At 72.4% G+C, this 20,604-nt stretch carries 21 protein-coding genes; 14 read left to right on the forward strand and 7 right to left on the reverse strand.

The window, feature by feature from the left end:
- The first annotated feature begins 41 nt into the window (after positions 1 to 41).
- Positions 42 to 1,298, forward strand: a complete 1,257-nt coding sequence (locus tag ACWGN5_RS15395) for a cytochrome P450 (RefSeq protein WP_453515092.1) — start codon at positions 42 to 44, stop codon at positions 1,296 to 1,298.
- On the opposite strand, the gene ACWGN5_RS15400 is transcribed toward ACWGN5_RS15395, so the two are convergent.
- Positions 1,249 to 1,980: a hypothetical protein gene (locus ACWGN5_RS15400; protein WP_453515094.1), complete on the reverse strand. Its 732-nt coding sequence runs from the start codon at positions 1,978 to 1,980 to the stop codon at positions 1,249 to 1,251. The two genes, ACWGN5_RS15395 and ACWGN5_RS15400, sit on opposite strands and share 50 nt — an antisense overlap.
- Before the next feature lie 104 nt (positions 1,981 to 2,084).
- Between ACWGN5_RS15400 and ggt the strand changes: the two genes are divergently transcribed.
- Positions 2,085 to 3,884, forward strand: a complete 1,800-nt coding sequence (gene ggt, locus ACWGN5_RS15405) for a gamma-glutamyltransferase (RefSeq protein ID WP_453515096.1) — start codon at positions 2,085 to 2,087, stop codon at positions 3,882 to 3,884.
- Here ggt and map read toward each other — a convergent pair.
- Positions 3,881 to 4,648 carry a type I methionyl aminopeptidase gene (map, locus tag ACWGN5_RS15410; protein ID WP_453515098.1) on the reverse strand — a complete coding sequence of 256 codons (768 nt, stop codon included), beginning with the start codon at positions 4,646 to 4,648 and terminating at the stop codon, positions 3,881 to 3,883. The two genes, ggt and map, sit on opposite strands and share 4 nt — an antisense overlap.
- 52 nt (positions 4,649 to 4,700) lie before the next feature.
- Here map and ACWGN5_RS15415 point away from each other — a divergent pair, with 52 nt between their 5' ends.
- Positions 4,701 to 4,952 (forward strand): helix-turn-helix domain-containing protein, encoded by a 252-nt coding sequence (locus tag ACWGN5_RS15415; RefSeq protein WP_351188357.1) that lies wholly within the window; start codon positions 4,701 to 4,703, stop codon positions 4,950 to 4,952.
- An 8-nt stretch (positions 4,953 to 4,960) separates the two neighbouring features.
- On the opposite strand, the gene ACWGN5_RS15420 is transcribed toward ACWGN5_RS15415, so the two are convergent.
- A complete protein-coding gene (locus tag ACWGN5_RS15420) occupies positions 4,961 to 5,617 on the reverse strand; it encodes an NAD(P)-dependent oxidoreductase (RefSeq protein WP_453515101.1) in 657 nt (218 codons plus the stop codon).
- A 61-nt stretch (positions 5,618 to 5,678) separates the two neighbouring features.
- On the opposite strand from ACWGN5_RS15420, the gene ACWGN5_RS15425 reads away from it, so the two are divergent.
- The 9 genes from ACWGN5_RS15425 (at position 5,679) to ACWGN5_RS15465 (ending at position 14,226) form a co-directional block, all read left to right on the forward strand.
- Positions 5,679 to 6,074 carry a winged helix-turn-helix transcriptional regulator gene (locus ACWGN5_RS15425; RefSeq protein WP_453515103.1) on the forward strand — a complete coding sequence of 132 codons (396 nt, stop codon included), beginning with the start codon at positions 5,679 to 5,681 and terminating at the stop codon, positions 6,072 to 6,074.
- 10 nt (positions 6,075 to 6,084) lie between these two features.
- On the forward strand, positions 6,085 to 6,465 hold the full coding sequence (locus tag ACWGN5_RS15430; protein WP_453515105.1) for a PPOX class F420-dependent oxidoreductase: 381 nt from the start codon (positions 6,085 to 6,087) through the stop codon (positions 6,463 to 6,465).
- 90 nt (positions 6,466 to 6,555) lie between these two features.
- A complete protein-coding gene (locus ACWGN5_RS15435) occupies positions 6,556 to 7,884 on the forward strand; it encodes a UL36 very large tegument protein (protein ID WP_453515107.1) in 1,329 nt (442 codons plus the stop codon).
- A gap of 200 nt (positions 7,885 to 8,084) precedes the next feature.
- Positions 8,085 to 8,927 carry a nitrilase-related carbon-nitrogen hydrolase gene (locus ACWGN5_RS15440; RefSeq protein ID WP_453515109.1) on the forward strand — a complete coding sequence of 281 codons (843 nt, stop codon included), beginning with the start codon at positions 8,085 to 8,087 and terminating at the stop codon, positions 8,925 to 8,927.
- Positions 8,924 to 10,207 carry an aspartate aminotransferase family protein gene (locus ACWGN5_RS15445; RefSeq protein ID WP_453515111.1) on the forward strand — a complete coding sequence of 428 codons (1,284 nt, stop codon included), beginning with the start codon at positions 8,924 to 8,926 and terminating at the stop codon, positions 10,205 to 10,207. The genes ACWGN5_RS15440 and ACWGN5_RS15445 overlap by 4 nt, the downstream gene beginning before the upstream one ends.
- A 19-nt stretch (positions 10,208 to 10,226) precedes the next feature.
- Complete coding sequence (gene hydA, locus ACWGN5_RS15450) at positions 10,227 to 11,630, forward strand: dihydropyrimidinase (RefSeq protein WP_453515113.1); 1,404 nt, start codon at positions 10,227 to 10,229, stop codon at positions 11,628 to 11,630.
- 10 nt (positions 11,631 to 11,640) lie between these two features.
- The gene (locus tag ACWGN5_RS15455; protein WP_453515115.1) at positions 11,641 to 12,639 is read left to right on the forward strand and encodes a TIGR03842 family LLM class F420-dependent oxidoreductase; all 999 of its coding nucleotides are present in this window, start codon (positions 11,641 to 11,643) and stop codon (positions 12,637 to 12,639) included.
- Between the two features lie 70 nt (positions 12,640 to 12,709).
- Positions 12,710 to 13,573: a metallophosphoesterase family protein gene (locus ACWGN5_RS15460; RefSeq protein ID WP_453515117.1), complete on the forward strand. Its 864-nt coding sequence runs from the start codon at positions 12,710 to 12,712 to the stop codon at positions 13,571 to 13,573.
- Positions 13,570 to 14,226: a 4'-phosphopantetheinyl transferase family protein gene (locus tag ACWGN5_RS15465; protein WP_453515119.1), complete on the forward strand. Its 657-nt coding sequence runs from the start codon at positions 13,570 to 13,572 to the stop codon at positions 14,224 to 14,226. Before ACWGN5_RS15460 ends, ACWGN5_RS15465 begins: the two co-directional genes overlap by 4 nt.
- A 179-nt stretch (positions 14,227 to 14,405) precedes the next feature.
- On the opposite strand, the gene ACWGN5_RS15470 is transcribed toward ACWGN5_RS15465, so the two are convergent.
- Positions 14,406 to 14,927, reverse strand: coding sequence for an SMI1/KNR4 family protein (locus tag ACWGN5_RS15470; RefSeq protein WP_453515121.1), 522 nt, complete (start codon positions 14,925 to 14,927; stop codon positions 14,406 to 14,408).
- Positions 14,928 to 15,146: 219 nt separating this feature from the next.
- Here ACWGN5_RS15470 and ACWGN5_RS15475 point away from each other — a divergent pair, with 219 nt between their 5' ends.
- On the forward strand, positions 15,147 to 16,688 hold the full coding sequence (locus tag ACWGN5_RS15475; protein WP_453515122.1) for an NCS1 family nucleobase:cation symporter-1: 1,542 nt from the start codon (positions 15,147 to 15,149) through the stop codon (positions 16,686 to 16,688).
- On the opposite strand, the gene ACWGN5_RS15480 is transcribed toward ACWGN5_RS15475, so the two are convergent.
- The 3 genes from ACWGN5_RS15480 to ACWGN5_RS15490 form a co-directional block, all read right to left on the reverse strand.
- The gene (locus ACWGN5_RS15480) at positions 16,642 to 17,445 is read right to left on the reverse strand and encodes a serine protease (protein ID WP_453515124.1); all 804 of its coding nucleotides are present in this window, start codon (positions 17,443 to 17,445) and stop codon (positions 16,642 to 16,644) included. The two genes, ACWGN5_RS15475 and ACWGN5_RS15480, sit on opposite strands and share 47 nt — an antisense overlap.
- Positions 17,446 to 17,602: 157 nt before the next feature.
- On the reverse strand, positions 17,603 to 18,490 hold the full coding sequence (locus tag ACWGN5_RS15485; protein WP_453515126.1) for a hypothetical protein: 888 nt from the start codon (positions 18,488 to 18,490) through the stop codon (positions 17,603 to 17,605).
- 19 nt (positions 18,491 to 18,509) lie between these two features.
- Entirely contained in the window at positions 18,510 to 19,577 is a 1,068-nt protein-coding gene (locus ACWGN5_RS15490) for a lipoate--protein ligase family protein (protein WP_453515128.1), read from the reverse strand.
- Between the two features lie 112 nt (positions 19,578 to 19,689).
- On the opposite strand from ACWGN5_RS15490, the gene ACWGN5_RS15495 reads away from it, so the two are divergent.
- Complete coding sequence (locus ACWGN5_RS15495) at positions 19,690 to 20,526, forward strand: inositol monophosphatase family protein (RefSeq protein WP_453515130.1); 837 nt, start codon at positions 19,690 to 19,692, stop codon at positions 20,524 to 20,526.
- Positions 20,527 to 20,604: the final 78 nt, after the last annotated feature.

Consider the following 20,604-nt stretch of genomic DNA (forward strand, 5'->3'; position numbering starts at 1 on the left):
CCTGTCATGATGGTGACGTCTTCACTCCGATCGGAGGGCCGGTGCAGAGCAGGATCGACCCGCCCGACGTCTTCGACCCCCGGATCTACGCCGCGGGCATCCCGCACGACCGTTTCCGCGCCCTGCGCGACCTCGCCCCCGTCGCCCGGCAGGACGAACCGGAGATCCTCGGCTGGCCCGCCGGGGCCGGGTTCTGGGCCGTCACCCGGCACGCCGACGTCGTCCGGGTGCTCAAGGACTCGGGGACGTACTCCTCCCACCTCGGCGCCACCCAGATCCGCGATCCCGACCCCGCCGACCTGCCCTTCATCCGGCGCATGATGCTCAATCAGGATCCGCCCGCACATGGCAAGTTGAGACGCCTCGTCAGCCGGGCCTTCACGCCCGGCCGCATCGAGCGCTTCACCGCCACCGCGCGCGACCGCGCCCGTCAGCTGCTCGGTGAGGCGTTCGCGGGCGGCGGCGAGGTGGACCTCGTCCGGGCCGTCACCGACGACTACGCCCTGCTCAACCTCACCGACCTGCTCGGAGTGCCCGAGAGCGACCGGGGGCTCCTGCACGCCTGGACCGAGCGGGTCATCGCCTACCAGGACCCCGACGAGCCCCCGGTCCTCGACGCCGAGGGCCGACCGGTCAACCCCCGCTCGCCCGCCATGCTCGCCGAGATGTTCGGCTACGCCCAGGAGCTCGCCGCGTACAAACGCGCGCACCCCGCCGACGACGTCATGAGCGTCCTCGCCGCCTCCGAACTCGCCGACGCCGAACTGGAGATGTTCTTCTTCCTGCTGACCGTCGCCGGCAACGACACCGTCCGCAGCGCCGCACCAGGCGGCATCCTCGCCCTTGCCCAACACCCGGAAGAACAGGGGAGGTTGTGGCGCGGTGAGGTGTCCGTGGGCACGGCCGTCGACGAACTCCTCCGTGTGCACCCGCCCGTGCTCTCCTTCCGCCGCACCGCCGCCCGCGACACCGAGCTGGCCGGGCAGAAGATCCTCGCGGGCGACAAGGTCGTCGTCTTCCACGCCTCCGCCAACCACGACGAGCGCGTCTTCACCGACCCGCACCGCCTGGACCTCGGCCGGACCCCGAACCCGCACGTCTCCTTCGGCGACGGCCCGCACGTCTGCCTCGGCGCCCACTTCGCCCGGCTCCAGCTCCGCGTGTTCTACGAGGAGGTGCGCGCGGCCTGCGACGGCCTGGCCCTCGCCGGACCGCCCCGGCGCCTCGTCTCCAACTTCATCAACGGGCTCAAGTCGCTGCCGGTGCGGCCACGGGAGCCGTACGCGCCGCGCGCGTGACATCGGCCACCAGCTCCACCACATCGGGGCCGTACGCCTGCGAGTTGACCACCTTCAGGAGCAGGACGAAGGAGCCCGAGCGGTGGCGGCGCGCGAGGGACTCGTAGTGGCGGGCGAGATAGCGGGTCGCCGCCTGGTTGGTGATCGCCCGCTGCCCGCAGAAGAGGAACACCGGCCGGCAGTCCTCGCCCGCCATGAGCCGGGCGAGGATCACGTACTCCTCGACACCGGCGTCCATCCGGTAGCGCTCGGAGCCGATCAGGAACGACCCCTGGTCCGGGCCCCTCTCCACGTCCACGTTCACCGTGAGTCCGGGGAGAAGGGTCGCCAGATGGGCGGCCATGCGGCGGTTCGAGCCGGGCCCGCCGACGCAGAACTCCGTGCGGTCGCCGAAGCCCTGATGGGCCTGGTCGTGCTGCAGTATGCGCGCGTGCGCCCCGCAGTCCTTGATGAGCGCGCAGAGTTCCAGGAGCGCGAACACGTCGTAGCGGTGCACGGCGGTGCTGCCGCCGGCCTCCTTGTTCACCACGAGCAGGCACTCGGAACTCCCCGGGAGGCCGAAGAAGTCCTGCTTGCGGCGGAGCTTGCGCCGCCAGAAGTACGTGCGGCCCAGCCAGCCGAAGGACGCGCTGATCCCGGTCGCCAGGACCCCGAGCACGATGTTGCGGACGTCTTCGTTCATGGGCGCGCATGCTAGCGGCGATCCGGCCTTCAGTTCGAGGCGGTCCTGACGGGAGGCGGCGCGGGAAGTTACGCTGCGCGGACGGTCGTTGACTGGAGGTAGGAATGCGTCGCTCCGCCGCTGGCAAGGTCTCCCTTCTCGCCGTCGCGGCGGCGGTGCTCTCGATGGGCGCAGCCGCCCCACCGAGCACCGCCCCGCCCTCGGTGAAGGAACCCGTCGCCGTCGGCCACGGCGGTGCCGTGGCCAGCGTCGACGCCGACGCCTCGGCCGCCGGCATCGAGGTGCTCCGGAAGGGCGGCAACGCGGTCGACGCCGCCGTCGCCGTCGCGGCCGCCCTCGGCGTCACCGAGCCGTACTCGGCGGGCATCGGAGGCGGCGGTTACTTCGTCTACTACGACGCGAAGAGCCGTACCGTACGCACCATCGACGGCCGCGAGACCGCGCCCCGCACCGCCGACGCCGGCCTCTTCACGGAGAACGGCAAGCCCATCCCCTTCGAGGAGGGCCAGACCAGCGGCCTCGGCGTCGGCACCCCCGGCACCCCCGCCACCTGGAGGACCGCCCTCGACGCCTGGGGCAGCAAGCGCCTCGACACCCTGCTTGAACCCGCCGAGCGGCTGGCCCGCGACGGATTCACCGTCGACCCCACCTTCCGCGCCCAGACCGCCGCCAACGAGGCCCGCTTCCGCGACTTCCCGGCCACCTCCGAACTGTTCCTGCCCGGCGGGCAGCTGCCCGTGGTCGGCTCCGTCTTCAAGAACCCCGACCTGGCCCGTACGTACGAGACGCTGGGCCGCGAAGGCGTCGGCGCCCTCTACCGCGGCCCGCTCGCCCGGGACATCGTGAACACCGTCCGCACGCCCCCGCTCCGCGCGGGCGCCACCCGGACCGTCCGCCCCGGCGACCTGACGGAAGCCGACCTCGCCGCGTACCGCACCGAGTCCCGCAGGCCCACGAAGGTCTCGTACCGCGGGCTCGACGTCTACGGCATGGCCCCGTCCTCCTCAGGCGGCACGAGCGTCGGCGAGGCGCTGAACATCCTGGAGGGCACCGACCTCTCGGCGGCGACCCGGGCCCAGTACCTGCACCGCTTCATCGAGGCCAGCCGCATCGCCTTCGCCGACCGGGGCCGCTGGGTCGGCGACCCGGCCTTCGAGTCCGTGCCGACCCGGGGACTGCTCTCCCAGCGGTTCGCCGACTCCCGGGCCTGCCTGATCCGCGACGACGCCGCCCTCACCAGCCCGCTCGCCCCCGGCGACCCGAGCAGCCCGGTGCCGTGCGCGAACGGCGGGACCGCCGCGCCGACCACGTACGAGGGCGAGAACACCACGCATCTGACCGTGGCCGACAAGTGGGGCAACATCGTCGCCTACACCCTCACCATCGAGTCCACCGGCGGCAGCGGCATCACCGTCCCCGGCCGGGGCTTCCTGCTCAACAACGAGCTGACCGACTTCTCCTTCGCCCCGGCCAACCCGGCCGTCCACGACCCGAACCTGCCCGGCCCCGGCAAGCGGCCGCGCTCCTCGATCTCCCCGACGATCGTCCTCGACCGGCACGACCGGCCCGTCCTCGCCCTCGGCTCGCCCGGCGGCGCGACGATCATCACCACGGTCCTCCAGACCCTGACGGGTGTCCTGGACCGGGGCCTGCCGCTCGTCGACGCGATCGCCGCGCCGCGCGCCAGTCAGCGCAACCAGGCCACCACCGAACTCGAACCCGCCCTGTGGAACAGCCCGTTGAAGACGGAGCTCGAAGGCATCGGGCACGGCTTCCGGCAGAACCCGGAGATCGGCGCGGCGACCGGCGTCCAGCGCCTCCCCGACGGCCGCTGGGTGGCCGCCGCAGAGACGGTCCGGCGGGGCGGCGGCTCGGCGATGGTGGTGCGGCCGGACGCGGGTTAGAGCGCCGTCAGGACACGCGGGCCGTCGTCCGTGATCGCCACCGTGTGCTCGGCGTGGGACGCGCGCGAGCCGTCGGACGTACGGATCGTCCAGCCGTCCCGCGCCGTGTAGTGCTCGTCGGTGCCGCCGCCGATGAGCATCGGCTCGATCGCGAGCACCATCCCGTGGCGCAGCTTCATGCCCCGGCCCGGGCGTCCCTCGTTGGGGACGCCCGGGTCCTCGTGCATGGCGCGGCCGATGCCGTGGCCGCCGAAGCCGTCGGGGATGCCGTACCCGGCGGCGCGGCAGACCCGGCCGATCGCGTGGGCGATGTCGCCGATGCGGTTGCCGACGACGGCCGCGGCGATGCCGGCCTCCAGGGCCTCCTCCGCCGCGGCGATGAGGCGCGTGTCCTCAGGACGCGCCGGGCCGACCGTGAAGCTGACGGCCGAGTCGCCGGCCCAGCCGCCCAGCGTCGCCCCGCAGTCCACCGAGACCAGGTCACCCGGGGCGAGGCGCGTCCCGTCCGGGATGCCGTGCACGATCGCGTCGTTCACGGAGACGCACACGACCGCGGGGAACGGCACCGGGGCCCACTCCGGGTGGTAGTCGAGGAAGGGCGAGCCGGCGCCCGCCTCCGCGAGCACCTCGCGCGCGGCCGCGTCGAGTTCGGTGAGCGCGACGCCGGGCGCCGCTTTCTCTCGTACGGCCGCAAGGGCGCGGGCGACCACCCGGCCCGACTCGCGCATGGCCGCCAGGGATTCGTTCGTCTTGATCTCCACCATAGCCAATTACTATACCGGTATTTTTATGGGGGGTCGGTATTAATATGGGGGCATGGTGCGCACACCCCTGACCCCCGAAGAGCGCGAGCGCGGCGAGCGCCTGGGCCTGCTCCTGCGCGAGGCGCGCGGCGAGCGGTCCATGGTCGAGATCGCCGCGGCCGCCGGTCTCTCCGCCGAGACCCTCCGCAAGATCGAGACCGGTCGGGCCCCGACCCCGGCCTTCTTCACCGTCGCGGCCCTGGCCGGGGTCCTGAACCTCTCCATGGACGAGCTCGTGGTGCACTGCACCCCGGCGCCCGTCTGACGGTCCCCTCAGACGGAGACCGCCAGCTGCACCCGGCTGTGGCGCGGGCGCTCGATCTCGTCCAGGAGTGCGAGCGCCAGATCGGCGTGGGCGATGCGGCCCGGGCCGTCGATCACCGTGCCCACCGCCGTCCGGTAGCCGCCCGTCCGCTCCGCCTCCGCGTTCAGGTCCATCGGCGGCACCACCATCAGCCAGTCGAGCTCGGGCCCGGCCTCCGCCGTGAGCGTCTCGAACTCGGCCACGTGCCCCTGGGAGAACGTCCGGTACTGCTCCGGGAACTCGGGCGCGTCCATGAACCGCACCCCGGGCGCGGTCTCCAGGGTCGTGGCGATGCCCAGGGTGAGCAGCCGCCCGACCCCCGCCTCGGCGAGCCCGGCGACCATCGCCTTCGCCGCGGCCGTGAAGAAGTCGGCCGAGGGAACGTCGAGCCGGACGGCCGCGTTCACCGCCGCGTCGTGGCCGGCCGCGACCGCCGCCACCGAGGTCGCGTCCGTCGCGTCGCCCCGTACGAGCGTGACGCCCGCCCCTTCCAGATCGCGGTACGCGTCCGGTTCGCGCACCACGGCGGTCACCCGGTGGCCGCGGGCCACCGCCTCCGCCACGGCCGCCCGGCCGACCCGTCCGCCGGCGCCGAAGATGACTACACGCTTGCTGTCGTTGTCCATGGCGGGACCGTAGAACGGGCACCCCTGGTTACTTCAACGGTACTGGGCTAGCGTCGGCCGCATGATCGAGAAGTCCTCCCCGGAGCCGCTGAGCCCCTCCCTCTTCCACGACCCCGACTGCGGCGTACCCGCCCAGCCCATCCGCGTCGGCGGCGGCAAGTGGACGGCGATGGTGCTGCGTTGCCTGGAGGACGGGACGCCCCGCCGCTTCTCCGAACTCCGCGTCCCGCTGCACTGGATCACCCCCAAGGTCCTCACCGAGACCCTCCGCGCCATGGAGCGCGACGGCTTCCTCAGCCGTACCGTCCACGACGAGAACCCGCCCCGCGTCGAGTACGCCCTCACCGCCCTCGGCCGGTCCCTCATCACCCCGCTCGACACCGCCTGCGACTGGGCGCGCGCCCACGCCCCCGAGATCACCGAGGCCCGCACCGCGTACGAACGGGCCGCGCTCTAAGCTCCCGGGCATGATGCCCGAAGAGCTGCGGCGCGGCCGCTACGTCAGCCTGACCACCTTCCGGAAGAACGGCACGGCGGTCGCCACGCCCGTCTGGTACGCGGTGGAGGACTCCGCGCTGTACGTGTGGACCCGCTCCGACTCCTGGAAGGTCAAGCGCCTGCGCAACGACCCCCGGGTCGAGGTCGCCGTCTGCGATCTGCGCGGCAACGTCGCCGAGGGAGCCGAGCGGTTCGCCGGCACGGGGCGGCTGGTGGAGGGGGAGGAACTGCGCCGGATCCGGCGGCTGCTCTCGCGGAAGTACACCTGGCAGTACTGGCTGACCGACGTGCCCGCCATGATCGTCCGGCTCGGGAAGCGCCCGCACACCGGGATCGTCGTCACGTTCTGAAAACGGTCCGTAGTCGTCCCGTAACACGACTGCGGTCCAATACCCGCGGACCGGAAGGTTCCAGTCGACGGCGGGGCAGGTGCGTGACGCATGACGGTGTATCAACTCCCGGTGGAAGTCGCCGCGTTCAAGGGCTGGCTGACAGAGCTCGTCGGCCGCTGCCGACCGGACGGGGGCTGGTACGGGATCTTCGCCGCACGCGACCCCGAGGGCCTGCGCGCCTGCCTCGACGGGGCCGAGATCCTGCCCTGGGACGTCGTCGAGTCCCTCCTCCAGGACGCCGGGGAGCCCGCCGGCGGACCGTTCGCAACGCGCGGCCGGATCCTGTACGCGGCGGCCGCCGGCGCCCACGACGAGCGGCCCGGCGGAGCGGAGGCCCTCGCGGAACGCCGGGACCTGATGGAGGGCGAACGCCGCCACGCCGAGACCCGCGGCCGGGAACTCGCCGAACGTCTCCGCACGACCCCGGACCCGGCCGAGGCGGCCCGCCTGGAACACGACCTCGCCTGGACGCGGGACGACCAGGCCAGGGCGACGGCCCGGGTGAGGGAGCTGACGGGGAGACTGGCCGGACTGGGGGCGGGGACACCGGGCCCGGCCGCGCCATCGACGCGCCCCGCGCGTCCGGATGCGGCTCCTTCGACCCGCCCCGCCCGTCCGGATGCGGGCCCCGTTCCGGCCGGCGGCCCGTCCGTCGATGCCCCGCGGCCCGCCAAGGTCAAGCGGCGGCCCCGGGGTGCCCGGTACGCCTGGCTCGAAGAAGGGGCCGAGGAGGCGGCCGCGCCGGTGCCCGTCCTGCCGGCCGGGGGAGTAGCGCCCCGGGGCGCCCGGTTCGGGGGTGCCGCGGAACCCGTCGCCGCGCCCGCGGCCCCCGCCGTCGACCACGCCGAGGCCCTCCGTGCCGCGGCCAACGCGGTCTACGCCCTCCGGCGCCTGCGCGCCCAGGGCCGCACCGGCGAGGCGCACGCCCTGCTCTGCGAGGCGCTCGGCGGGCCGCCCCACCGGCTGCCCGCCCTCGCGGCGGAGCTGCACCGGGCCGGGCTCGGCGCCGACTGGTCCACGCTGCTGTGGGAGGCGGCCTCGCTGCCTCCGGGCCGGCTCGCCGCCGTCGCGGGCGTGCTCGCCGACGCGGGCCGGGCGGCCGACTGCGAGCAGCTGCTCCGGCAGGGCGTGGCCCGCCCGGTCGAGGAGCTCGCCGGGGCGTGCGCCGCGCTGCACGCCGAGGAGCACCACCGTGAGGCGCACGCCCTGCTCACCGCGTTCGTCCGGGTCCGTGCGCCCGAGGACGCGGCCCGGCTCGCGGGCGCGGACCCGCGCGGGCTCGTCCCCCAGCTCCTCGCCGCGGCCCGCGCGGTGTCCGCGTCCCGGGAGCGCGACCTCCTCCACGCCCTGCGGGTGGCGGGCCTGGCCGGGGCCTGAGAGGGAACGGGGCCCTATCCGTACTGGTCGGTACGTGTCGGTACGTGTCCGACGTGGACCACTCGGGTATGAAACATGATCGACCCGGCCGCTTCACGGCGGTGGTCTTGCTCCGGGGTGTGACGGGGCTTACGTTCTCCTCCTACGCATCGCGTCTACGTGCGTAGAGGCTCTCTGACGCCGTGCCGAAGGAGCAGCTCATGACCGACGTCGTACGCGCCGCGCTCGTCCAGGCGACCTGGACCGGCGACACCGAATCCATGATCGCGAAACACGAGGAGCACGCCCGCGAGGCCGCGAGACAGGGCGCCCAGGTGATCGGCTTCCAGGAGGTGTTCAACGCCCCCTACTTCTGCCAGGTCCAGGAGCCCGAGCACTACCGCTGGGCCGAGCCGGTCCCCGACGGGCCGACCGTCCGCCGGATGCAGGACCTCGCCCGCGAGACCGGCATGGTGATCGTCGTCCCCGTCTTCGAGATCGAGGACTCCGGCTTCTACTACAACACCGCGGCCGTCATCGACGCCGACGGCTCCTACCTCGGCAAGTACCGCAAGCACCACATCCCGCAGGTCAGGGGCTTCTGGGAGAAGTACTACTTCCGCCCGGGGAACGCCGGCTGGCCGGTCTTCGAGACCGCCGTGGGCAAGGTCGGCGTCTACATCTGCTACGACCGCCACTTCCCGGAGGGCTGGCGCCAACTAGGCCTCAACGGCGCCCAGTTGGTCTACAACCCGTCCGCGACCTCGCGCGGCCTCTCCTCGTACCTCTGGCAGCTGGAACAGCCCGCCGCCGCCGTCGCCAACGAGTACTTCGTCGCCGCGATCAACCGCGTCGGCCAGGAGGAGTACGGCGACAACGACTTCTACGGCACCAGCTACTTCGTCGACCCGCGCGGCCAGTTCGTCGGCGAGGTCGCCTCCGACAAGGCCGAGGAACTCGTCGTCCGCGACCTCGACTTCGGCCTCATCGACGAGGTCCGGCAGCAGTGGGCCTTCTACCGGGACCGCCGCCCCGACGCGTACGACGGGCTGGTGCAGCCGTGACCGACCTGTACGCCCGGCACAAGGCCGTCATCCCCGACTGGGTCGCCCTCTACTACCGCGACCCCCTGGAGATCACCCACGGCGAGGGCCGCCACGTCTGGGACGCCGAGGGCCGCAGGTACCTCGACTTCTTCGGCGGCATCCTCACCACCATGACCGCCCATGCCCTGCCCGAGGTCACCAAGGCCGTCTCCGAGCAGGCCGGGCGGATCATCCACTCCTCGACGCTCTACCTCAACCGCCCCATGGTGGAGCTCGCCGAGCGCGTCGCCGGCCTCTCCGGCATCCCCGACGCCCGGGTCTTCTTCACCACCTCCGGCACCGAGGCCAACGACACGGCCCTCCTCCTCGCCACCGCGTACCGCCGCTCGAACCAGATCCTGGCGATGCGCAACAGCTACCACGGCCGCTCCTTCTCCACCGTCGGCATCACCGGCAACCGCGCCTGGTCGCCCACCGGCCTCTCCCCGCTCCAGACGCTGTACGTGCACGGCGGCGTCCGCACCCGCGGCCCCTACGCCGGACTCACCGACGAGCGGTTCATCGAGGCGTGCGTCGCCGACCTGGAGGACATGCTCGGCCAGACCCGCTCGGGCGTCGCCGCCCTCATCGCCGAGCCCATCCAGGGCGTCGGCGGCTTCACCTCCCCGCCCGACGGCCTCTACGCCGCCTTCCGCCGCGTCCTCGACCGGCACGGCATCCTCTGGATCTCCGACGAGGTGCAGACCGGCTGGGGCCGCACCGGCGACCACTTCTGGGGCTGGCAGGCCCACGGCCAGGCCGGACCGCCCGACATCCTCACCTTCGCCAAGGGCATCGGAAACGGCATGTCCGTCGGCGGGGTCGTCGCCCGCGCCGAGATCATGAACTGTCTCGACGCCAACTCCATCTCCACCTTCGGCGGTTCGCCGGTCACGATGGCCGCCGGCCTCGCCAACCTCGCGTACCTCCTGGAGCACGACCTCCAGGGCAACGCCCGCCGCGTCGGCGGCCTCCTCATCGAACGCGTCCGGGCCGCGGCCGCCGGAGTCGCGGCGGTACGGGAGGTCCGCGGCCGCGGCCTCATGATCGGCATCGAGCTGACCGAACCCGGCACCGACCGGGCGAACCCGGACGCGGCGAGCGCCGTCCTGGAGGCCGCCCGCGAGAACGGCCTGCTCATCGGCAAGGGCGGCGGCCACAACACCAGCATCCTGCGCATCGCCCCACCGCTCTCCCTCACCGTCTCCGAGGCCGAGGAAGGCGCGGCCATCCTCGAACAGGCCCTTCGGTCGCTCTAGCTGGCAGGGGAGTAGTCCCGTGAGCACCCGTACCCTCATCCGCGGCGGTCTCGTCGTCACCGCCGCCGACGAAGTCCACGCCGACGTGCTGATCGAGGACGGCCGTGTGGTCGCCCTCGCCGCCCACGGCTCCGACGTGGCGGCCGGCTGGACCGCCGACCGGACCATCGACGCCACCGACCGCTACGTGCTGCCCGGCGGCGTCGACGCCCACACCCACATGGAGCTGCCCTTCGGCGGCACCTTCGCCTCCGACACCTTCGAGACCGGCACCCGCGCCGCCGCCTGGGGCGGCACCACCACCATCGTCGACTTCGCCGTCCAGAGCGTCGGCCACAGCCTCCGCGAAGGCCTCGACGCCTGGTACGCCAAGGCCGACGGCAACTGCGCGATCGACTACGCCTTCCACATGATCCTCTCCGACGTCAACGAGCACACGCTCAAGGAGATGGACAAGCTCGTCCAGGAGGGCATCACCTCCTTCAAGCTCTTCATGGCCTACCCGGGCGTCTTCTACAGCGACGACGGCCGGATCCTGCGCGCCATGCAGCGCTCCGCCGACAACGGCGGGCTGATCATGATGCACGCCGAGAACGGCATCGCCATCGACGTCCTCGTCGAACAGGCCCTCGCGCGCGGCGAGACCGACCCCCGCTACCACGGGGAGGTCCGCAAGGCCCTCCTGGAGGCCGAGGCCACACACCGGGCGATCCAGCTCTCCCGGGTCGCGGGCGCCCCGCTCTACGTCGTCCACGTCTCCGCCGAGGAGGCCGTCGCCGAGATCGCCGCCGCCCGCGACAAGGGGCTGCCCGTCTTCGGCGAGACCTGCCCCCAGTACCTCTTCCTGTCCACCGACAACCTCGCGGAGCCGGGCTTCGAGGGCGCCAAGTACGTGTGCTCGACACCGCTGCGGCCCAAGGAGCACCAGGCGGCCCTGTGGCGGGGACTACGGACGAACGACCTCCAGGTCGTCTCCACCGACCACTGCCCCTTCTGCTTCGTGGGCCAGAAGGACCTCGGCCGCGGCGACTTCTCCAAGATCCCCAACGGCCTGCCGGGGGTGGAGAACCGCATGGACCTCCTCCACCAGGCCGTCGTCGACGGGCACATCAGCCGCCGCCGCTGGATCGAGATCGCCTGCGCCACGCCGGCCCGGATGTTCGGCCTCTACCCGCAGAAGGGCACGATCGCGCCCGGAGCGGACGCGGACATCGTCATCTACGACCCGCACGCCACCCAGACGATCTCCGCGGCGACCCACCACATGAACGTCGACTACTCCGCCTACGAGGGGAAGACGATCACCGGCCAGGTCGAGACGGTCCTGTCGCGCGGCGAACCCGTCATCGACCAGCGGAAGTTCACCGGCCGGGCCGGCCACGGCGCCTTCACCCCCCGCTCCACCTGTCAGTACCTGAACTAGGAGAACGACGTTGGACTTCGGACTCGTCCTGCAGACCGACCCGCCCGCCTCGCAGGTCGTCGGGCTGATGCGCCGGGCGGAGCGCAACGGCTTCCGCTACGGCTGGACCTTCGACTCCGCCGTGCTCTGGCAGGAACCCTTCGTCATCTACAGCCAGATCCTCGAACACACGACGAAGCTGCACGTCGGGCCGATGGTGACGAACCCCGGCACCCGCACCTGGGAGGTGACCGCCTCCACCTTCGCCACCCTCAACGACATGTACGGCAACCGCACGGTCTGCGGCATCGGCCGCGGCGACTCCGCCATGCGCGTCGCCGGCCGCAAGCCGAACACCCTGGCCCGCCTCGGCGAGGCCATCGAGGTCATCCGCGACCTGGCGGAGGGCCGCGAGGCGACCGTCGACGGCAACGCGATCCAGATCCCCTGGATCAAGAACGGCAGGCTTCCCGTCTGGATGGCCGCGTACGGCCCCAAGGCCCTCGCCCTCGCCGGCCAGAAGGCCGACGGCTTCATCCTCCAGCTCGCCGACCCCTTCCTCACCGAATGGATGGTCAAGGCCGTCCGCCAGGCCGCCGCCGACGCCGGCCGCGACCCCGACGCCCTCACCATCTGCGTCGCGGCCCCGGCGTACGTCGGCGACGACCTGGCCCACGCCCGTGACCAGTGCCGCTGGTTCGGCGGCATGGTCGGCAACCACGTCGCCGACCTGGTGGAGAAGTACGGCGAGCACTCGTCCATGGTCCCGGAGGAGCTCACCGCGTACATCAAGGACCGGCACGGCTACGACTACAGCCATCACGGCCGCGCCGGGAACCCCGACACGGAGTTCGTCCCCGACGAGATCGTCGACCGCTTCTGCCTCCTGGGCCCCGCCGAGGCCCACATCGAGAAACTCCGCCACCTCAAGAGCCTGGGCGTCGACCAGTTCGCCGTCTACAACATGCACGACAACCGGGAGGGGACCATCGACGCGTACGGCTCCGAGATCATCCCGGCCCTCGGCTGAGGCCCGTCGGCCCCCCAACCACGGCCCGGACGGGCCGACATGGGCAGTCGCACAGACGTATGGTTGCCCCATGACCCAGGCGAGCCCGTCCGTGTCCGCCGGTGGCCCGCGGCTGCTGGCGGTGAGTGATCTGCATGTGGCCGCGGGCGAGAACCGCGCCGTCGTCGACGCGTTGAAGCCCGGACACGCGGACGACTGGCTGCTCGTGGCCGGAGACGTCGCCGAGGACAGCGCGCTCTTCGCCCGGACGATGTCCTCCCTGGCGGACCGGTTCCGCCGGGTCGTCTGGGCGCCCGGCAACCACGAACTGTGGACCCGTTCCTCCGATCCGCAGCAGTTGCGCGGCGAGGCGCGCTACCGGCACCTGGTGGAGATCTGCCGGGCCGCCGGCGTGGACACCCCCGAGGATCCGTACCCCGTCTGGCAGAGCCCGGAGGGGCCGGTCGCGGTGGCGCCGCTGTTCGTGCTCTACGACTACACCTTCTACCCGCCGGGTGCGACGACCGTCGAGGAAGGCCTCGCGATCGCCCACGAGTCCGGCGTCGTCTGCACCGACGAGTACCTCCTGCACCCCGACCCGTACCCGAGCCGGCAGGAATGGTGCCGGGCGCGCCTGGAGTACACCGCGGAGCGGCTCGCCGCGGTGCCGCCGGACCTGAGGACGGTCCTCGTCAACCACTACCCGCTCGTCCGCGAGCCCACCGAGATCCTGCGGTACCCGGAGTTCGCGCAGTGGTGCGGGACGGTGCACACCGCCGACTGGCACACCAGGTTCCGTGCCGCGGCCGTCGTCTACGGGCACCTGCACATTCCCCGCACGACGCACCACGACGGGGTGCGCTTCGAGGAGGTCTCCCTCGGCTATCCGCGGGAATGGCGCACCCGCTCCACGGAGTTCGCCCCGCGCGTCATCCTGCCGGGACGGCCGCGATGAGGTCGCTGCTCCCGGCGGGCGTCGCCGTCGTCGAGGCGTACGAGGACCTTCCGCAAGCGGCGGTGTTCCCCGAGGAGGCCGCCGTGCTGGCCCGCGCCGTCGAGAAGCGGCGCCGGGAGTATCTGACGGTCCGCCACTGCGCCCGCCGGGCCCTCGCGGAACTCGGCCTCCCGCCGGCGCCGATCCTCAGCGGCCCCCATCGGGAACCGATCTGGCCCGACGGCGTCCTCGGCAGCTTCACGCACTGCGACGGATACCGGGCCGCCGCGCTCGCCCGCGTGGGACCGGTCGCCTCACTCGGCATCGACGCCGAGGCGCACGCGCCGCTTCCGCGGGAGGTCCTCCCCACGGTCGCCCGCCCCGAGGAGCGCCGCGCCCTGGAGCGGTGGGCGGTCGAAGCCCCCGGCATCTGCTGGGACCGCCTGCTGTTCAGCGCCAAGGAGTCGGTCTACAAGGCGTGGTTCCCGCTCGCCCGTCGCTGGCTGGGCTTCGAGGACGCCACCGTCCACTTCGCCCCCGACGACGGCACGTTCACCGTCGCACTGCACGAGACCGGTCCCGAGATCGGGGGGACCGCGCTCTCGTCGATGAGCGGCCGGTGGCTGGTCCGGGACGGTCTGGTCCTCACCTCCGTCGTGGTGCCGGCGGCCTGAAGCTGTGCGGAGAACCCGCCCTCGGAGGCGGGCACCGCACCCTTGGTGCCAGGTCAGCAGATGGACGACGCGACGGCCGAGAACCGCTCGCCTCTCCCGATTCAGCGCCTGACCGTCCCCGAACGACAGGAGCCCCGCCCTCCCGGGCGGGGCTCCTGTCGGTGTCCGGCGGAGCCGGATCAGGGAAGGAACTCGTAGAACGGGCCGTCGGGCGTGCGGCCGCGCGAGCACAGCATCACGTCCCTCCCCTTGAGATAGGCCAGGAACCACGTGCCGAACGTCATCTCGTAGAGGGTCCACGACGGGCTGTCCATCTCCTGGACCAGGACACGCCAGGGCGAGGACGGCTCGTCGGGGACACGGAGGAAGATCATCTCTCCCGTCGTGGCCGTCGCCACCGGCAGCAGTTCCCCGGGGCCCGCCCCCGCCCGGCTCGGCAGGAACTCGGCCATGTCCTCCTCGCGCCAGAACTCGATCTCCTGCCGGACGAAGGTCCCCAGGTCGTGCAGGAGATGGCCGGCGGGGTGCTTCAGGTACAGCTGCCCGTTGACCATGACCGAACCGTAGGCGTCCACGATCTCGCGCAGGTCCGCGGGGAGCGCGACGCCGAGCTCCTCCTCGAGACCGAGCCAGGGGGCCGGATCCGACCAGTTGAACCGGGGTTCTCCCAACCGGGCCTGTATCTCCGCGAGCGTCGCCACCACTGGTTCCCTTCCGGCACGTCGAGCCGATTCCGATCCGGGAATTGTCGGGCAGAGAGCAGGCGCCCCGTCAAACGCACGGGCAAGCAGGACATTTCCCAGGTGACTGGGCGTTCCGTCCTTCTTGACGCCCCCGCCCCACAGGACAAGACTCCGCACGGTCAAGAGCCCCACGCCCCGCACGGCCTCGTTCCGTCCCCCGAACGAAGGGTTCCGTCCATGACCGCAACCGCGTCCTCCGGCAGACCCGGCCCCTCTGCGATCGACCACGGCCGGGTCGAGCTCGCACCCGGCACGACCCCCGCCGACCCCCGCTTCGTCAACGACGACCTGCTGCCCGTCCCCGTGGCCGGACGCCGCTGGACCACGTACAACTTCGCCGCCCTCTGGGTCGGCATGGCCCACAACATCCCCTCCTGGATGCTCGCCTCCGGTCTCGTCGCCCTCGGCATGGACTGGAAGCAGGCCGTCCTCACCATCGCCCTGGCCAATGTCGTCGTCCTCGTGCCGATGCTGCTCACCGGGCACGCCGGACCGAAGTACGGCATCCCGTTCCCCGTCCTCGCGCGCGCCTCCTTCGGGCTGCGCGGCGCGAACCTGCCCGCGCTCGTGCGGGCCGGCGTCGCCTGCGCCTGGTTCGGCATCCAGACCTGGATCGGCGGCCAGGGCGTGTTCGTCCTGCTCGACAAGGTCTTCGGCGGCGGCTGGGCGGAGGCGTCCAAAGTCGGTGGCCAGCCATGGACCCTGTGGCTCTGCTTCCTGCTCTTCTGGGCGCTCGAACTCGCCATCATCTACCGGGGCATGGAGGCCCTGCGCCGCTTCGAGAACTGGGCCGCGCCCTTCGTGATCGTCGGCGCGCTCACCCTCCTCGTCTGGATCACGGTCAAGGCGGGCGGCCTCGGGCCGCTCCTCGACCAGCCGTCGAAGCTGGGCTGGGGAGCGGAGTTCTGGCCCGTCTTCTTCCCCGCCCTGATGGGCATGATCGCCTTCTGGGCGACGCTGAGCCTGAACATCCCGGACTTCACCCGCTTCGGCGCGGCCCAGCGCTCCCAGGTCCTCGGCCAGACCCTCGGACTGCCCACCACCATGACCCTGTTCGCACTGCTGTCGGTGCTCGTCACCTCCGGCTCGCAGGCCGTGTACGGGGCGCCGGTCTGGGACCCGGTGGCGCTCGCGGCCAAGACCGACAACGTCTTCGGTCTGCTCTTCGCCCTGGTGACGGTCCTGGTCGCCACCCTGTCGGTGAACATCGCGGCCAACGTCGTCTCCCCGGCGTACGACCTCGCCAACCTCGCCCCGAGGCTGGTGAACTTCCGTACGGGGGCGCTGATCACGGGCGTCGTCGGCGTGCTCATCATGCCGTGGAAGCTGACCGCCACCCCGGAGCTGTACATCTTCACGTGGCTCGGCCTGGTCGGCGGCCTCCTCGGGACCGTCGCGGGGATCCTCATCGCCGACTACTGGCTCGTCCGCCGCACCGTCCTCGACCTCGAAGGGCTCTACCGGGCCGACGGCCCCTACTGGTACCGGGGAGGCTGGAACCCGGCGGCCGTCCTCGCCTTCGCGGTCGGTGGCGTCCTCGCCGTGGGCGGCTCGCACTCGGCGCCGGGCACGGGGCCGTTCCCGGAGAACGGCCTGATCCCCTTCCTCAAGCCCCTCGCCGACTACGGCTGGGCCGTGGGCCTGGTCGCCGCCCTGCTCCTCTACACCGCCCTCATGAAGCGCGGGGGAGGCGCCCGGCCGTCCTCCCGATCCAGTTGAGGTAGGACCAGACCCGGGTGTTCACGGCGGGGGTGTCGGTCGCGCACCCCTTGCCGTAGGAGACCAGACCGACCAGGTACGGCGTCCCCGCGATCGTGTGGACCAGGGGGCCGCCGGAGTCGTACTGACAGGTGTCCCGGCCGGGCGCGTACGTGCAGAGCTGGGCGGCGGTGACCTCGGACATGCCCCGGGTGCCGCAGGCCGGGCTGCTCATGGTGCCGAGCACCACGGTCCGCAGGACGTCGGAGGTACGGCCCCCGAAGGAGGTGGCGCCCCAGCCGGGGGCCTCGACCTGGGTGTGGTCGAAGGCGCCGTGCGCGTACCGGGCGGGCAGGGCGACCGGCCGCACGTCACGGTTGAACACCACCGGCTCGGCCAGCCGGATCAGCGCGATGTCGTCGCGCTGGGTGCCGGGGTCGTAGCCCGGGTGGGGAAGGAACGCGGCGGGGGCGGCGAGGACGGCGTTCGGACTGTCGTCCGCGCGCGTCAGATCGTGGTCGCCGAGCAGCACGCCCACGCGCGCGGTGCTGCTGTACGAGCCGGTGAGACAGTGCGCGGCGGTGAGCACGTACCGCTCGCCGACCAGCGCGCCACCGCACATCACCCGGCGCTCCTCCCGGTCCACGAGCCCCACCATGAACGGGTACTGATGCGGCCGCGCCTCCTGCCCGCCGACGACCGCGTACGCGTGCGGCGCGCCACCGAACGGCCACACGCCCACGACCGCCCCCACGACCGCCGCGACAACCTTCCGCACCCGTCCCACCTGACCTCCGCCGTGCCGACACCATGTCCCGGACCGCCAACGGTGCGGAGACGTTTCCGCACCTCTGCCCCGACCCGCGTGGGCATCAACGACGGGGACGCGGCGGGGTCACCTGATCAGGGGGCCGGACTGGTGACCGATGGTGTGATCAGCGGTCGGCGTCGGGAGCCCAGCCGGGCACGTGCGCGGCGGCAGCCGCGTCCCAGGCCGGGGCTCCGCCCGGGAACGGCCAGGCCCGGGTCGCATCGGGCGATTCGGTGATCCTCTGGAGCGTCTCCGCGAGACGGCGGCTCTCGTACGAGATCAGGAGGGCGGATCCGTCCGTGCCGTCCAGGGCGGCAACCCGCTCCTCGTACCCCTGGACCGGGCGGGCGGAGCAGAGTTCCACCCACGCGGCGTCCACGGCCCGCGAGAGGACCAGTACGCGCGGCCGTCCGCCCTCCGCGAGCGCCGCCGTCAGACGGTCGTGGCCGTCCAGGACGACGGGGGAATGGAGCCCGCTGATCCACCAGGCGAACACCGGCGGCAGCACCCCTTCCCGGTACTGACGGCGGTACGCCCGCACCCGGGGCGCGTCCACCGGGGAGAGCGCCCGCAGCGGGAGCAGGTCGCGCGCGTCCTCGGCCGGGTCGCCGTACCCGAACCAGGTCAGGTGGCCCCGGTCGGGGTCGTGCGCCAGCAGCTTCGGCCAGTTGCCGTCCACGAACCAGCCGTTCGGCTGGGGGCCGAGCCGCCACTCGCCCGCGTGGAGCGGCCCGTCGGCAGATGTGCGGAGCTCCGTCTCCGCGTGTGCGGCCCAGCGCGCCGTCCACTCTTCCGTGCCCGGCGCCGAGAACTCCGCGAACCCGCGCGCCCGTTCGGCCCGCAGAGGGGCCAGTGGGGAAACGTATCGGCCGGTCCGCGCGTAGTGCACCCCGTGGTGGGTGGCCCGCTGCCGGGCGAACAGAACCGGGACCGCGCCCTGGAGCAGCACCAGCCGGCCCCCGTCGGCGCATTCCATCCGCAGACCGGGCTTCACCGGCTCCTCGACACGCATGCCGCGACCCTACGGGGCGCTACGGCACCCGGGACGTCCATTCCGGGGTGGCGAACTTGGATTCCGCCAGGTCCTTCGCGCGGGTCAGTTCGTCCTCCGTGACGTGGCCCTCCGTGAGGCCGTAGCGGTCGCGGAAGGAGGTGATCATCCGGGCGATCACCGTCTCGCGCGGCAGGCCCGTCTGACGGCGCAGCGGGTCCACCCGCTTCTTCGCGCTCTTCGTGCCCTTGTCGGAGAGCTTCTCGCGGCCGATCCGCAGCACCTCGGTCATCTTGTCCGCGTCGATGTCGTACGCCATCGTCACGTGGTGCAGGACCGCCCCCTCGCCCGCCACGAGCCGCTTCTGCGCCGCGCCCGCGATCTTGCCCGCGTCCGTCGCGATGTCGTTGAGCGGCTGGTACCAGGCCCGGATCCCCATGTCGCCGAGCGCCCCGAGGACCCAGTCGTCGAGGTAGGCGTAACTGTCGGTGAAGGACAGGCCCTGGACGAGGGCGTCGGGGACGGACAGCGAGTACGTGATGGTGTTGCCCGGCTCGATGAACATCGCCCCGCCGCCGCTGATGCGCCGCACCACCTGGATGCCGTGCCGCTCCGCCGCCTCCGGGTCGACCTCGTTGCGCAGGGACTGGAAGCTGCCGATGACCACCGCGGGGGCGCCCCACTCCCAGACCCGGAGGGTCGGCGGACGCCGGCCGGCCGCGACCTCGGCGGTCAGGACCTCGTCGAGTGCCATGTGCAGCGCGGGGGACTGCGGCGGCTCGTGGATGAGCTGCCAGTCGTAGTCGGTCCAGTCCGTGGCGTGGGCGAGGGCGCGGCGGACCGCGACCCCGACGCCCTCCGTGGTCAGGCCGAACATCTGCGTGCCCGGCGGGAGCGCCGCGTCGATCCGTGCCGCGAGCCCCGAGGCGTCCGTGTCGACCGGCGCGCCTTCGAGCGCCCCGTCGATCGCGAGGATCGCCTCGTCGGGTTCCAGGAAGAAGTCGCCCGCGACCCGGACGTTCCGCAGGACCCCGTCCTCGGTGTCGAGGTCGACGACCACCAGCTTTCCGCCGGGGACCTTGTACTCACCGTGGTACGCGCCGTGCACGGAAGCCTCCCTGCTTGTAAGGGGTGAACTCGGCCAAAGGGTACTCTCCGGGGAAACGGGGGGTGACAAGAGCGGCATTCCGGTTGTCAGCGCCCCGTGCTTAGCTGGAGGCATGATCGAAGACTTCCTTGAGCACGTCCTCCGCGGCGGTACGACCGAGGTCGAGGAGGCGGTCCGCAAGGCGGCCGCCGCCGAGATCATGCCGCGCTTCCGGCAGCTCGCCGCCGACGACATCGTCGAGAAGAACGGGCCGCACGACCTGGTCACCGTCGCCGACCGGGCCGCCGAGGAGCACCTCACCGAGTCCCTCACCGCCCTGCTGCCCGGCTCCGTGGTCGTCGGCGAGGAGGCCGTCCACGCCGACCCCACGGTGTACGAGGCGCTGCGCGGCGACGCCCCCGTCTGGATCGTCGACCCCGTCGACGGCACCCGCCAGTTCGTCCACGGCGACCCCGGCTTCTGCACCCTCGTCGCCCTCGCCCACCGCGGCGAGATCCTCGCCTCCTGGACCTTCGCGCCCGCCCTGGAGGAGTTCGCCGTCGCCGTGCGTGGGCGCGGCGCCACGCTCAACGGGCAGGCGATACGGTCCGGTTCGCCGGCGCCGGGCGCGGTCCTGGAGGTCGCCACCTCGCACCCCGACTACACCACCCCGGACCAGAAGCGGGCCCTGCTCGGCCTGAAGGTCGAGGGGGTACGGCCCCGACCCTGCGGTTCGGCCGGGCTCGAGTACCTCGCCGTGGCGCGCGGGGCGCTCGACGGCACCGCCTTCAGCTGGGAGTACGCGTGGGATCACGCCGCCGGACTGCTCCTGGTCGCGGAGGCGGGCGGCGCGACGACGACGATCGCGGGGGAGCCGTTCCGTATCGCCGGGGGGAACGCGCTGCCGTTCACGACCGCCCGGGACGCGGACACCGCCGAGCGGATCCGGACGCTCCTCGGAGGCGTGTGAGACGCGGTCCACCACCCGCCTATCCTGGGAGCCTTGGCCATCGGCTGACGAAGGAGTCCGAAGGTGACGAACGAGACG

It is taken from the genome of Streptomyces sp. NPDC055815 (genome assembly GCF_053616475.1).

Coding starts and splice junctions, on each gene's coding strand:
- ACWGN5_RS15400 (WP_453515094.1), bottom strand. CDS start 1,980: ATGAACGAAGACGTCCGCAACATCGTGCTCGGGGTCCTGGCGACCGGG.
- ggt (WP_453515096.1), top strand. CDS start 2,085: ATGCGTCGCTCCGCCGCTGGCAAGGTCTCCCTTCTCGCCGTCGCGGCG.
- map (WP_453515098.1), bottom strand. CDS start 4,648: ATGGTGGAGATCAAGACGAACGAATCCCTGGCGGCCATGCGCGAGTCG.
- ACWGN5_RS15415 (WP_351188357.1), top strand. CDS start 4,701: ATGGTGCGCACACCCCTGACCCCCGAAGAGCGCGAGCGCGGCGAGCGC.
- ACWGN5_RS15420 (WP_453515101.1), bottom strand. CDS start 5,617: ATGGACAACGACAGCAAGCGTGTAGTCATCTTCGGCGCCGGCGGACGG.
- ACWGN5_RS15425 (WP_453515103.1), top strand. CDS start 5,679: ATGATCGAGAAGTCCTCCCCGGAGCCGCTGAGCCCCTCCCTCTTCCAC.
- ACWGN5_RS15430 (WP_453515105.1), top strand. CDS start 6,085: ATGATGCCCGAAGAGCTGCGGCGCGGCCGCTACGTCAGCCTGACCACC.
- ACWGN5_RS15435 (WP_453515107.1), top strand. CDS start 6,556: ATGACGGTGTATCAACTCCCGGTGGAAGTCGCCGCGTTCAAGGGCTGG.
- ACWGN5_RS15440 (WP_453515109.1), top strand. CDS start 8,085: ATGACCGACGTCGTACGCGCCGCGCTCGTCCAGGCGACCTGGACCGGC.
- ACWGN5_RS15460 (WP_453515117.1), top strand. CDS start 12,710: ATGACCCAGGCGAGCCCGTCCGTGTCCGCCGGTGGCCCGCGGCTGCTG.
- ACWGN5_RS15465 (WP_453515119.1), top strand. CDS start 13,570: ATGAGGTCGCTGCTCCCGGCGGGCGTCGCCGTCGTCGAGGCGTACGAG.
- ACWGN5_RS15475 (WP_453515122.1), top strand. CDS start 15,147: ATGACCGCAACCGCGTCCTCCGGCAGACCCGGCCCCTCTGCGATCGAC.
- ACWGN5_RS15485 (WP_453515126.1), bottom strand. CDS start 18,490: ATGCGTGTCGAGGAGCCGGTGAAGCCCGGTCTGCGGATGGAATGCGCC.
- ACWGN5_RS15495 (WP_453515130.1), top strand. CDS start 19,690: ATGATCGAAGACTTCCTTGAGCACGTCCTCCGCGGCGGTACGACCGAG.